Here is a 12641-nt window from a genome sequence, read left to right on the forward strand (position 1 = left end):
GCCTCCGGTCAAGCTGCCCCCGGCCAGGCTGCCCCCGGTCAAGCGGCTGTCGGCCCGGTGGTGCCCGTACCGCACCAGCAGGCCGAGCCACCCGCCGCCGAGCCAGCGGCGGGCACTGCTGTCCACGCGGGGGAGGCGGAGCCCCGGTCCCGGCAGGCGGACGGTGACCCGGAGCCGCAGACCTGTGTGACCGAAGCCGAGCTCGGCCCCGTCTGGAACGACGGCGTCATCGCCCGCCGGGTACGTGCCCAACGGGCTCCGGAACCCACCCAGCAAGGCGCGCCCGACCACGCGCCGGGCCCCGACGGCCGCGCGCCGCTCCCGTTCGGTCACGTACCCGCCGCGGAGGAGTCGGCGGAGCGGACGGCCGACCTCTCCGCACCCGGGCTCGCGCCTGCCTGGCGCAGCGTACCCTGGCCGGAGCCCGCCGCAGGCGCGCATGCCGCCACCAGCCGTGATGCCGGTACGGACACCGGGACCGCCCTCCACACCGACGCGCCGGTCCCCGCCCCGACCCCCGCTCCGGACCCCGCCTCCGCTTCCGGCACCGGTCCGGCGCAGGGCTCGGTACCCGGTCCTGCCCCGGCTGCCTCACCCGGCCCCGCCGCCACCGGTGCCGACGCCCCCTCGGCCGCCCGCATCCCCCGGGCGACCGAGGGGGGCGCGCGGTGGGACGCACGCCGGGACGCCGGCCCCGACGCGTACGGCGCCCCCGCCGCACGGGAAGCCGTCGACACGCACGCCACCCGTGACGGACGGGACACGCGGCAGGGACGTGACGGAGGGGACGTCGTCGAGACAGGCGGTGCACGCGAGGAACGGGCCCTGCACGGCACCGACGGATACGACGCCTACGGTGCGCCGGACCGGCACGGCCCGGGCATCCCCCCCACCCCGCGGGAGACCCACGGCCCGAGTGCTTCCCCCGGCCTGAGCGACGCGCACCGCCCGGGTGTCTCCCGCGGTCCGAGTGACGCGCACGGGCTGAGCGAGGCGCACCCGCTGGGTGAACTGCCCGGCCTGCACACCGTGCGGGAGATGCACGGCCTGCACGACATGCACGGCCTGAGCGGCGCCCGCGGGGCCCGCGGCGGCTGTGACGGTCGGGCCGGGAGGGACGGGGACGGCGCTCGCGACGCGGGGGAGCAGCTCCTGCGGCAGCGGCTCGGCGCGCTGCGAGAGCTCGTCGGACTCTCCCGTACCCGGCTGGACGCCGACGTGCTGGCCGAGGCCGGGCGGGTGCTGGACGAGGCGGCGGCCCGCCGCGGACTGCCCCGCTCCTACACCACCGTGGCCCTGGCAGGCGCCACCGGAAGCGGCAAGTCCTCGCTGTTCAACGCGTTGGCGGGGGAGCGCCTCTCCGAAGTCGGCATGCGCCGCCCCACCACCGCCGCGCCCGTCGCCTGCACCTGGGAGACGTCCGCACGGGAGAGCGACGCCGGGCCCGACGGCCTGCTCGACCGGCTCGGCATCCCGGTGCACGCCCGCCACCGCACGCGCGAGAACACGCTGAGCGGACTGGTCCTCATCGACCTGCCCGACCTCGATTCCGCCGCCCCCGGCCACCGCGAACAGGTGGACAGGCTGCTGGAACTGGTCGACGCGGTGGTGTGGGTGGTCGACCCGGAGAAGTACGCGGACGCCGTACTGCACGAGAGCTACCTGCGCCGCATGGCCGGGCACGCCGAGGTCACCTTCGTCGTCCTCAACCAGACCGACCGCCTCACCCGGGACGCCGTCGACGCCGTCCTCGACGACCTGCGGCGCCTGCTGGACGAGGACGGCATGGCTCTGGGCGAGCACGGCGAGCCCGGCGCCGTCGTCCTGTCCGCCTCCGCGCTCACGCACGAGGGCATCGGCTTCCTGCACGAGGAGCTGAGCGGGTTCGTCGCCCAGCAGCGCGCCGCCGTACTGCGGCTCAACGCCGACCTCGACGGCACGATGGAACGTCTCCGCCCCGTCTACGCCGACCCCGGCCCCGGCGCGGCGGGCGGCGGTGCCGGACTCACCGAAGGCGCCCGCGACGACTTCGAGGACCGTCTCGCCGTCGCCGTCGGTGCCGCAGCCGCCGGTCAGGCCGCCGAACGGGCCTGGCTGCGCCAGGTCGAACACTCCTCCGGCGCCCCGTGGGTGAGGGCCCTTCGGTGGTACGCCTCCCGGCCCCGCGTCGCCGACCGTGCCGACGCGTCCTCCTCCCTCGAACAGGAGACGGACGAGGGCTGCGAGGGACCGGCAGAGGCGGGGCCTTCGGTGGACCACGCGGGGCCGGGTGACGGCGCCGAGGGGGCGGGACGAGGGAGCCGACCGCCCCGGGGAGCGGCGGCCGGGGCCCGGGCGGAAGCCGGGACGGGCAGCGACGGTCCCAGGGCCGGACGGCGTACGCGCGACGCAGCCGGCACCCGGGAGACCCTCCAGCAGCCCCGCGCCGCCCGGCCCGTGGTGGCCCAGGCCGTACGAGAACTCGCCGACGCCGCCGCGACCGGCCTGCCCGGCGCGTGGGCCCGCACCGTACGGGACGCCGCGCGCCGCGGCGCCGCCGGTCTGCCGGAGGCGCTGGACGGGGTGATGGAGTCCTGCGCCGCGGACATCCATGGCAGCGCCCATCCGGCCCCGGCCGCGGGCGGGGCCGGAGAAGCCCCCGGGACCGTCGCGCGCGACGCCGAGGCCCGGGAGACCGGAGGAGAAGGGGAAGTTGCGGACGCCCGCGAGGCCGGGGCGGACGGAGCCGTGGAGGACGGCGCCGACGGCAAAGGACGTGCAGGCCGACGGCGGCGTGCGGACCGCACCCGGCGACGGGCCGCCCGCGCGGCTCGGGCCTCACGGGCTTCACGGGCCTCGCGGCCGCCGCGCCCGCCGTGGTACGGCGCCGTACTCGCCGGGCAGTGGCTGCTCCTCTGCCTCCAGGCGGCCGCCGTCGTCTGGGCCCTGGCCACTGTCGCCATGGCGGGCGGCGTCACCCACGCCGTCCTGCTGCCCTGCGTCGCACTGACGGCGTCCACCGTGGCGGGGCCCCTGCTCGCCTGGGGGTGCCGCAAGGCGGCGCGCGGACGCGCCCGTGCCCACGGTCTCGAAGCGGAACGCAAGCTGCGGCAGATGGCCGCCTGCTGCGGTCACGACCGGGTACTGGACCCGGTCGCCGCGGAGCTCCAGCGCTACCGGGAGGTCCGGGAGCAGTACGCCATCGCGGCCGGCTCGGTCGGTGCGGGGGACGAGTTCGAGACCCCCGGTGTCCTCGGCGCTCCCGGCGCGCGCGCCGGCTTGGGCGAGACAGGCGGCCCCGGCGCGTTCGGAACCGCCGGTACGGGGGCGGGAGGCGCCTTCGCGTACGACGACGCCACCCCGTACGACCACGCTGCGGGGAGCGGGGCGGGCCGTGCCCCGGTCGGCGCCTCGGGCGCGGCGGCCTGGGACGAGACCCCGGGTGAGACCTCGGGCGACGCGTGGCGCCGTGCCGATCCCGCCGCCCGTGAGGAGCGCGTCGGCCACGGCGAGCCGGCCGGCCACGTCTGAGCCGGGCAGCCGCTGACGAGTCGGTCGGCCCTCTCCGGGCCGGTCGGTCGCGGTTCGGCCGGGCAGGCTCGACCGGGCCCGAGGGACATGCACAAGCGGCCGGTCCGTGGCAGCCGGGACGCCACGGGCCGGCCGTTGTCACCCACACAAGTGACCGGCCTGTGCACAACTCCCGAGTAATCCACAGATTTCCCTCCCTTTTTCTACGGCCTCGTTCCCTCCCCCACGCTGGAAGCCGAACGCACGAGAGCACACAGCAAACGCGCGGCAGCACCAACCTGCCGCCGCACGGGGGTGGTTCGTATGAATGAGACGCAGGTGACGGTGCTGGGGAACGTGGCGACGAAGGTCGACCACTGGATGTCTCCATCCGGCGTACCGGTGGCCAGGTTCCGGCTCGCCAGCACGGTGCGGCGCTTCGACAGGCGCACCGAAAGCTGGACCGATGTGTCCACCAGCTTCTACACGGTGTGGGCGTGGCGCTCCCTGGCCACCAACGTCGCCTCCTCGATCTCCCGCGGCGAACCCGTCGTCGTGCGCGGCCGGCTCCGCATCGTGGAGGACGAACGCGAGGGCAGGCGCTATCTGACCGCGGATCTGATGGCATCCACCGTGGGACACGACCTGTCGCGCGGCACCGCTGCCTTCGTCCGGGGCTCCCGCGCGCACCCGGAGCTGACACGAGGCCCCGCCCCGGCCTGGCCGCCGGCCGACAGGGACGCCACGCTGTCCGGCCACCGGCACCCCTCGGGGCACTTGGAGGAAGACACCGGCGAGGTCCCTGGCAAAACCGGTGATTCCGGCGGAGGTGCGGACGGAGCCACGGGACGGACGAGGGGAGAGGCGGGCGGGAAAGCGGCGGAAGAACCGAGGGAAGAAGCGGGGAAGAGGTGAGCGGCACGGAGGGGCCCCGGAGAGACAGGTGCTGGTCCGAGGGCGTTCCGGAAGGGAGCGTTCCAGGTCAGTGAGGTGCGCCGTGATCGTCCCGGTCCGCCGGATTCGGCGATAACGATTCCGAGTCGGAATGTGTGACCACCGTGAATCAGGGGGAAAGCGCGCCGTTGATCTTCCTACGATCCCAAACGGTACCGACCGGGGGGTTCGAGCTTTGCGGCAGATCGGAGACGCGGGTCCGATGCGGGACCGGGTGCCTGCTGCCAAGAGGGGAAGACCATGACTTCTGTACGCGCGCGGGCGGCCCACCGCCTGGCGGCCGTCGCCGCAGCCACGGGGCTGTGCACGGCCGTGACGGCGGTGAGCGCACCGCCGGCGGCGGCGCATCCGGCGGCGCACGCGCTCGCCGCCGGTGCCGTGCCCGCCGGAGAGCTGCCCGCTCAGCGCAGCGGAGCGGCGGCCACCCTGAGCGGGCTGAGACTCTCCGACCAGGCGGTCCTCACGGTGGCCGGTGAGCGCCAGAAGGTCAGCGCCGGGCTCTTCGAGATGGCCGTCGACAGCGGCGGCACGCTGCAGACCTACGGAATCGACGCGCTCAACCCCGCTCAGAGCCAGTCCCGTTACGCCGAGGGGGCGTGGAAGTCCTCGCCGCTGTCGGGCAACCGCAACGCGGGCAGGATCCGGTGGGTGGTCGCGCATTCGTATCCGCGCCTGAACGACCTCCAGGCGCTGGCCAAGGCCGCGGGGACCAAGCGGCTCAGCCCGGAGACCGCCGCTGCCGGTACACAGGTCGCCATCTGGCGCCTGGCCGAGAACGGGACACGGGGGGACGCGGGGGGAGGGGGGAGGGGGGCGGCCACCCGAGCCCATCCCTCCATCACCCCCACCTCCCCCGCCGCCCGGAAGCTCGCGGACCATCTGGTCAGGAAGGCCCGGCCGATGGCCGAGCCCGGGGTGTCGCTGGCCTTCGACCGGGGGGAGGTCTCGGGGCGCAGTGGCCGGCGCACCGGTCCGGTGACCGTACGCACGAACGCGTCCACCGTGAGTGTGGCGCCCGGTCCCCGTGCCGCCTCCGCCGGGGTGCGCCTGGTCGACAGGAAGGGCGAGCCGGTCGAGTCCGCCCGCAACGGGACGAAGCTCTACCTCGATCTGCCCAAGGGGGATGACTCGGGGGCGGCCACGCTCACCGCGCAGGCGGCGACGAAGGTGGCGGTGGGCCGGGTCCTCACCGGCCTCGGGGAGCGGGGCAGGAGCCAGGCCCAGATCCTGGCGGGTTCCAGCCAGTCGACGGTCTCGGCCGTCTCCTCCGTCAACTGGGCCGGGAGCGGCCCGGTGCCGGCGACCACCTCCCGGGAGAACTGCGCCGGCCACGGCGTGGACATCACCGTCGCCAACGAGGGGGATGCCGCGTTCCCTCTCCGGGTGGGCAAGCAGCGCAAGGAGATCGCCGAGGGACAGCACGGGACGGTGACGGTGCCCGTGGACGAGGACCAGCCGTACCGGATTCCCGTGCGCGGACCGCACGGGTACGCGAAGACGTTCAGCGGGGTCCTGGACTGTACGACGGCGGCCGCCACCGGCGGCATCACCCGGCGCAGCGCCCCGGAGACGGTCGAACGCCCGGCGACCGTCGGCGGAGGCGGGGCCGTGAGGGGAGACGGTGACCTGGCCGAGACGGGCGGCGGCAGCACGCGGCTGTTCGGAGCGGTGGCCATCGGCCTCCTCGCCGTCGGTGTCACCACGCTGCGGATCGTCCGCCGCCGGGACTGACCGCGAGCGCCCCTGCTTCCTCCTCTGCCCTGCCCGCCCGGCGTCACCGCCCCGTCGCGGTGACGCTGCCATGGCCGCCCCCCACCCCCACGGGGTCCGGGGTGGCGGGCTTCAGAGCGGACGGCCGGTGTCGGGGCGGGAACCGGCGTCGGAGGGTGGCCGTTTTCGGAGGGGGGCGGGGTGCGGGGCGGATCCCGTTTCCGGGGTCGGGCACGAGTGCGGCAAGATGGGGTGCGTATGCCTGACGTGGTACGGCCGCAGCTCACTCATCGGCGAGCACCGCGGCGCGCTGCCGCATGACGAGACGACCCGCGCGGCCTGGCCGCGTGCGACTACCTACGAAAGCTCGGACGGTTCCTCTTGGCTGAGTACATCTACACCATGCGCAAGGCGCGCAAGGCGCACGGCGACAAGGTGATCCTCGACGACGTCACCTTGAGTTTCCTGCCGGGCGCCAAGATCGGTGTCGTGGGCCCCAACGGTGCGGGCAAGTCGACCGTGCTCAAGATCATGGCGGGTCTGGAGCAGCCCTCCAACGGCGACGCCATGCTCTCCCCCGGCTACAGCGTGGGCATCCTGTTGCAGGAGCCGCCGCTGGACGAGTCGAAGACGGTGCTGGAGAACGTCCAGGACGGTGTCGCCGACACCAAGCAGAAGCTGGACCGGTTCAACGAGATCGCCGAGCAGATGGCGACCGAGTACACCGACGCGCTGATGGAGGAGATGGGCAAGCTGCAGGAGCAGCTCGACCACTCGAACGCCTGGGACCTGGACGCGCAGCTCGAACAGGCCATGGACGCGCTGGGCTGCCCCCCCGGCGACTGGCCGGTCACCACCCTGTCCGGTGGTGAGAAGCGCCGCGTCGCCCTGTGCAAGCTGCTGCTGGAGCAGCCCGATCTGCTGCTGCTGGACGAGCCCACCAACCACCTGGACGCCGAGTCGGTGCAGTGGCTGGAGCAGCACCTGGCGAAGTACCCGGGCACCGTGGTGGCCATCACCCACGACCGCTACTTCCTGGACAACGTCGCCGGCTGGATCATGGAGCTGGACCGCGGCCGGGCCATCGGTTACGAGGGCAACTACTCCACCTACCTGGAGAAGAAGCAGGCCCGCCTCAAGGTGGAGGGGCAGAAGGACGCCAAGCGGGCCAAGCGTCTCAAGGACGAGCTGGAGTGGGTCCGCTCCAACGCCAAGGGCCGGCAGGCCAAGTCGAAGGCGCGGCTGACGCGGTACGAGGAGATGGCGGCCGAGGCGGAGAAGACCCGGAAGCTGGACTTCGAGGAGATCCAGATCCCGCCGGGCCCGCGCCTGGGCAACGTCGTCGTCGAGGTGGAGAACCTGAACAAGGCGTTCGGGGACAAGGTCCTGATCGAGGACCTGTCCTTCACGCTGCCGCGCAACGGCATCGTCGGGGTGATCGGTCCCAACGGTGCGGGCAAGACGACGCTGTTCAAGATGATCCAGGGCCTGGAGGAGCCGGACTCGGGTTCCATCAAGGTCGGTGACACGGTCAAGATCTCCTATGTGGACCAGAGCCGCGCCAACATCAACCCGGACAAGACGCTGTGGGCGGTCGTCTCCGACGAGTTGGACTACATCAACGTCGGCCAGGTCGAGATGCCCTCGCGCGCCTACGTGTCGGCGTTCGGTTTCAAGGGACCGGACCAGCAGAAGCCGGCGGGCGTGCTCTCCGGCGGTGAGCGCAACCGGCTGAACCTGGCGCTGACCCTCAAGCAGGGCGGCAACCTGCTGCTGCTCGACGAGCCGACCAACGACCTGGACGTGGAGACGCTCTCCTCGCTGGAGAACGCGCTGCTGGACTTCCCCGGCTGCGCCGTGGTCGTCTCCCACGACCGCTGGTTCCTGGACCGGGTGGCCACGCACATCCTCGCCTACGAGGGTGACAGCCGGTGGTTCTGGTTCGAGGGCAACTTCGAGTCGTACGAGAAGAACAAGATCGAGCGGCTGGGGCCGGACGCGGCGCGTCCGCACCGGGCGACGCACAAGAAGCTGACCCGGAGCTGACCGCGTGCGGCACAGCTACCGGTGTCCGCTGCGCTGGTCGGACATGGACGCCTTCGGGCACGTCAACAACACCGTCTACCTCCGCTATCTGGAGGAGGCCAGGATCGACTTCCTGAGCCGGGCGGCGCGCACGACGGTCCCGGAGGCGTTCGCCGGCGGCACGGTCGTGGCGCGGCACGAGATCGACTACCTGCGGCAGTTGGTGCACCAGGCCGACCCGGTGCTGGTGGAGCTGTGGGTGGAGAAGCTGACGGCGGCCTCGGTGACGTTCGCGTACGAGATCAGGGACGAGGCGGCCGGGGACGGCGAGGGCGCCGCTTCCGGCAGCGGCCCGTACGTGCGGGCGCGCACGGTCGTGGTGCCGTACAACATCAAGGAGGGCCATCTGCGGCGCCTGTCGGCGGCCGAACGGTCCTTCCTGGAGGGCTACTTCGATGACAGCCACAGTGGCTGAGCGGCTCGTCTTCGCCGATCCGGGGGAGGCGGCCGGGCTGGCCGCCTTCCTGGAGCGGCTGGTGCGCTGGGAGAAGAACGCCGCGGTGCGTGTCCAGGCGGGCGACGGCGTGGCCGGGGTGTTCGCCAAGCCGGCTCGCTTCGAGGTGCTGGCGGTGCGGACGGGCCGGCTGCTGGAGCCCGCCGGGCAGCCGGCCGAGCTCGATGTGACGGTCGCGGCCGGGGAGCTGCTGGAACTGGTCGAGGAGGAACGCGAGTCGGTGGGCGTTCCCCGGCCGGTCACGGGGCCGTCCTGGGCGGGGGTGCTGCCGCCCCGCGGTGGCTGGCAGGAGTTCGCCCGGGTGCCGTTGGACGCGGTCGGCTCGGTGGCTGTGGCTGCCGTGGGCGAGTTCCGGCAGCGGGCGGAGAAGTTGCCGCCGGAGCGGCGCGGCCGGCAGGCGCTGGACGCACTCGCGGAGGAGATCTGGTCCCGCCCGCTGGGGCGTACGGGGCTGCCGATGCGCGCCGCGCACGCGGCCCACGCGCTGGGGTTCCTCCGCGGCACCGAGCCGGTCACGCTGCTGGAGTCCGGCGCCTGGCTGCGGTTGCGGACGGCGTACGGTTCGGTCGTGGTACGGCGTCAAGGCGGACCGGGCGCCGGTGCGGGGCTGAGCGTCACCCCGGTGTGACCCTCGACGGTTCTCCGCCCTCCGTCCTGCGCTGCCGGGCCGGCCCGCCCGTCTCCCCGGTCCCGTCGCGCTTGCGGGCTCGGGCCCTTTCCGTGCGGTCGGCCGCGTCCGGCTGATGAGCGCCGCCGTGGTCGTCGGTTCCGCGACCAGGACGGTGGGGTGGTGCCCAGTTCGCTGGTGGCGCGGCGCAGCCCAGGTGGAGGACGCGAAGCGGGCCAGGTCGGGCTCGTCGCCCCCGGTGCCGCCGTCCGTGCCGCCTCTGCCGCCCGGGTCGTCCGCACCAACTCCGTCTCCCGAGCCGCCCGGGCCACGGGTGCGGGCGCGGGTGTCCTTCGGGTGCAGCGAGGGCGGCAGGGCTCAGGGGCCGGAGTGGACACCGGCGGCGACGGTGACGGGCAGCCCGCCGAAGGCGCCGCGCGCCGCCGCGCGGACCGTCTCGCCGGTGCGCGCCCAGGTGCCGGCGGTGACATCGGAGCGCATGTCCAGCACGGTGCGGTCGGCCGGCTGGTGCTCCAGCGCACGGCGCAGCCCCGCGTCCCCGACGGCGGTGCCGAAGGCGGGCGAGGCCAGGACGGAGGTCGCCGCCAGCACGGAGAGCAGAGCCGCGGTGACGAGTAACCGGTGTGCCCGCATACGCGCCACGACGATTCCGCCACGCGCGCTCGGCCCCGGTCCCCTCGGTGCGCGGGGCCGCCCAGGCGCTCTCGACCCCCCGCGTGCGCGGCGGGGTGCGCTCACGTGTCCGCGTGCGGGTCGGCGCGCGCAGCCGACGGGTCGGCGGTCTGCTCAGTCCGGGGAGTTGACCATGGACCCGGCGGCGTAGACGAGGTAGTCCCACAGCGGGGTTTCCAGGTGCTCGGGCAGCTCCAGGCTGTCCACGGCCTCGCGCATGTGCCGCAGCCACGCGTCGTGCGCCGCGCGGTCCACCTTGAACGGGGCGTGCCGCATCCGCAGCCGGGGATGGCCCCGCGAGTCGCTGTAGGTGCGCGGGCCGCCCCAGTACTGCATCAGGAAGAGCGCCAGCCGGTCCTCGGCGGGGCCCAGATCCTCCTCGGGGTACATCGGCCGCAGCACAGGATCCTCGGCGACCCCTTCGTAGAAACGGTGCACGAGCCGTCGAAAGGTCTCCTCGCCGCCGACCTGTTCGTAGAAGGTCTGCGTCGGAAGACTGCCGCGCCTGATCTCCATCACCCGTCCATGGTGGCAGACACTGCGGCGGAGGACCCCGGCCCTAGGACCCGCCCGGGCCGGTCACGCGCCGTCGCCCGGCAGCCGGGCGGCACGCGTCCGTGCGCTCACGTGCTGTCCCGGTCCGACAGCCGGGAGGCGATCAGCGTCGTCACCGCCGCGAGCGGCAGCAGGCCGCCCCTCACCGGCAGTGCCACACACCGGCCTCCGCCGCTGCTGGTCCGGCCGCCACAGCCGCTTTTCCGACATGGCCGGAGAACAGGTGCGGAACCTGCGGTTCCGTTCCGTCGCGGACACCGCTGACCGCGCGCAGTGGGAACCGCCCGGCCGCCCCGCGGCGTGCAAGCGGGTGGGTGCGGCCCCTTGCGGCAGGCGGCGGCCGTCCGGTGCGGGCGGAGGCCCGGGTGCCGACGGCTCGGCGCGGTCGGACAGCACGGGACAGCCGTTCCGGGGTCTCGCGGGCCCGCGCCGGTTTGGTCGCGATACGAACAAGATCCCGGCCGGGCCGGTGTGGTCACCGGCCACTGCGGCCATACTGCTGCACCGAGGCACCACGGCCGCACGCTCCGACGTCCGCGGCCCGGGCAGGGGAGCCGGGGCCGCGCCGGGAGGGGAAGAAGCGCGGGGGAGACCGGCGAGGTGTCTGCACGCGACCGAGGGGGAGGCTCAATCCGTGACACGACCGCCGACCGCGCCACCGACTCCACCGCCCGTGCCGGCGGTGCCGGAACCCGCGCCCGCTGCGCCCGCCGCGGGCAGCGCGGCGACACCGCCGTCGGCGCCCGGCGGGGGCGCGCGCCCCGGGCGGGCGGCGTTCCTCTCCCGGGCGGCGGACGGGTCGCGGGCCGCCGTGACGACCGAGCCGGGCAGGCTGCGGGCGATCGGTGCCGCCCTGGCCGTGCTGCTGGTGCTGTTCGGCGCGGTCACGGCCTGGCAGGTCTCCGACCGGGTGGCCGCGGCCGACTCCGTCGTCGAGCACAGCCAGCCGCTGAGCGCGGACGCGGCCCGCATCTACCGCTCCTTGGCCGACGCGGACACGTCCGCCTCCAGCGGCTTCCTGGCCGAGGGCGACGAGCCCCGCGCGGTGCGGCAGCGTTACGAGAAGGACATCCGGGAGGCGTCGGAGCTGCTGGGCAGCGCGGCCGCCAACTCCTCGGGGTCGGGCACCGCGGAGCGGCAGATCTCCGTCCTGAACCGGGAACTGCCCGTCTACACGGGGCTGGTCGAGGCAGCGCGGGCCGACAACCGGCAGGGGCTGCCGCTGGGCGGCGCCTACCTGCGGTACGCCAACGACAAGATGCGCGGCGAACTCCTGCCGGCCGCCCGCAAGCTGTACACGGTCGAGAACGGGCGGCTGCACGGCGACTACCGGGACGCGACCGCCTGGCCCTACCTCGCCGTCGCTGTCGGCCTCGTCGCGCTGGCGGCGCTGGGCTGGGCACAGCGCCGCACGTACCGCCGCACCAACCGGGTCCTCAACCAGGGTCTGCTGGGCGCCACCGCAGCCACCCTCGCCCTGCTGGTGTGGCTCACGGGCGGGCATGCGCTGGCCCGCGCGGGGCTGCACGAGTCGGACACCAAGGGAGCCCGCTCCCTGCACGCCCTCAACGAGGCGCGGATCGCCACCCTCCAGGCGCGCGGCGACGAGAACATGACCCTGGTGGCGCGGGGTGGCGGCGCGGCGTACGAGGACAGTTACCGCAAGCGGATGAAGGCCATCGTGGGCGAGAGGCGGTCGGCGGCGCACGGTGCGGAGGGGCTGTTGCGTACGGCCCGCGGCCTGGCCGACGACCGTACGGGACGGCAGGCGGTGCGGGACGCCGAACAGGCCCTCGACACCTGGGAGCAACGGCACCTGGCCGAACGGGTCAAGGACAACAACGGGGACTACGAGGCAGCCGTCGAGCAGGTGATCGGCGCGAAGGACAGCACAGGGGAGAGCTTCGACCAGGCCGACACGAGCCTCGGCCGTGCGGGCGCGCACGAGCAGCAGCAGTTCGAGCAGGCCGCCGGATCGGCCCGTGACTGGTTCGACGGCCTGACCGTCGGCGCCCTGCTGCTGGCGGTCCTGGGCGCCGCCGCCGCGGTGCTGGGCGTCGGGCGCAGGCTGGCGGAGTACCGGTGAGGGGGGAC

9 protein-coding genes are annotated in these 12641 nt (G+C 74.2%); 7 read left to right on the top strand and 2 right to left on the bottom strand.

The window, feature by feature from the left end; genetic code table 11:
* Positions 1 to 1056: 1056 nt before the first annotated feature.
* The 6 genes from H297_RS40575 (at position 1057) to H297_RS0129335 (ending at position 9320) form a co-directional block, all read left to right on the top strand.
* Positions 1057 to 3510: a GTPase gene (locus H297_RS40575; protein WP_486589737.1), complete on the top strand. Its 2454-nt coding sequence runs from the start codon at positions 1057 to 1059 to the stop codon at positions 3508 to 3510.
* Between the two features lie 303 nt (positions 3511 to 3813).
* Positions 3814 to 4404, top strand: a complete 591-nt coding sequence (locus H297_RS39090) for a single-stranded DNA-binding protein (protein WP_078514803.1) — start codon at positions 3814 to 3816, stop codon at positions 4402 to 4404.
* A gap of 279 nt (positions 4405 to 4683) precedes the next feature.
* Positions 4684 to 6174 carry a thioester domain-containing protein gene (locus H297_RS0129320; protein WP_027739956.1) on the top strand — a complete coding sequence of 497 codons (1491 nt, stop codon included), beginning with the start codon at positions 4684 to 4686 and terminating at the stop codon, positions 6172 to 6174.
* Between the two features lie 360 nt (positions 6175 to 6534).
* Entirely contained in the window at positions 6535 to 8199 is a 1665-nt protein-coding gene (gene ettA, locus H297_RS0129325) for an energy-dependent translational throttle protein EttA (protein WP_027739957.1), read from the top strand.
* Between the two features lie 4 nt (positions 8200 to 8203).
* Positions 8204 to 8653: an acyl-CoA thioesterase gene (locus H297_RS0129330; protein ID WP_027739958.1), complete on the top strand. Its 450-nt coding sequence runs from the start codon at positions 8204 to 8206 to the stop codon at positions 8651 to 8653.
* Positions 8634 to 9320 (top strand): DUF8185 domain-containing protein, encoded by a 687-nt coding sequence (locus H297_RS0129335; protein ID WP_027739959.1) that lies wholly within the window; start codon positions 8634 to 8636, stop codon positions 9318 to 9320. Before H297_RS0129330 ends, H297_RS0129335 begins: the two co-directional genes overlap by 20 nt.
* Before the next feature lie 357 nt (positions 9321 to 9677).
* Here H297_RS0129335 and H297_RS0129340 read toward each other — a convergent pair whose 3' ends face one another.
* Together H297_RS0129340 and H297_RS0129345 are read right to left on the bottom strand one after the other, a co-directional pair.
* The gene (locus H297_RS0129340) at positions 9678 to 9962 is read right to left on the bottom strand and encodes a hypothetical protein (protein ID WP_158693771.1); all 285 of its coding nucleotides are present in this window, start codon (positions 9960 to 9962) and stop codon (positions 9678 to 9680) included.
* Between the two features lie 144 nt (positions 9963 to 10106).
* The gene (locus H297_RS0129345; protein ID WP_027739961.1) at positions 10107 to 10508 is read right to left on the bottom strand and encodes a globin; all 402 of its coding nucleotides are present in this window, start codon (positions 10506 to 10508) and stop codon (positions 10107 to 10109) included.
* A gap of 673 nt (positions 10509 to 11181) precedes the next feature.
* On the opposite strand from H297_RS0129345, the gene H297_RS0129355 reads away from it, so the two are divergent.
* The gene (locus H297_RS0129355; protein WP_027739962.1) at positions 11182 to 12633 is read left to right on the top strand and encodes a hypothetical protein; all 1452 of its coding nucleotides are present in this window, start codon (positions 11182 to 11184) and stop codon (positions 12631 to 12633) included.
* The last annotated feature ends 8 nt before the right edge of the window (positions 12634 to 12641 follow it).

This window comes from Streptomyces sp. CNT360 (assembly GCF_000424785.1).

What these genes read in the sequence shown, in the direction of transcription:
- H297_RS0129335 (WP_027739959.1), top strand. Translation starts at nt 8,634, where the DNA reads ATGACAGCCACAGTGGCTGAGCGGCTCGTCTTCGCCGATCCGGGGGAG.
- H297_RS40575 (WP_486589737.1), top strand. Translation starts at nt 1,057, where the DNA reads ATGCACGGCCTGAGCGGCGCCCGCGGGGCCCGCGGCGGCTGTGACGGT.
- H297_RS0129320 (WP_027739956.1), top strand. Translation starts at nt 4,684, where the DNA reads ATGACTTCTGTACGCGCGCGGGCGGCCCACCGCCTGGCGGCCGTCGCC.
- H297_RS0129345 (WP_027739961.1), bottom strand. Translation starts at nt 10,508, where the DNA reads ATGGAGATCAGGCGCGGCAGTCTTCCGACGCAGACCTTCTACGAACAG.
- H297_RS39090 (WP_078514803.1), top strand. Translation starts at nt 3,814, where the DNA reads ATGAATGAGACGCAGGTGACGGTGCTGGGGAACGTGGCGACGAAGGTC.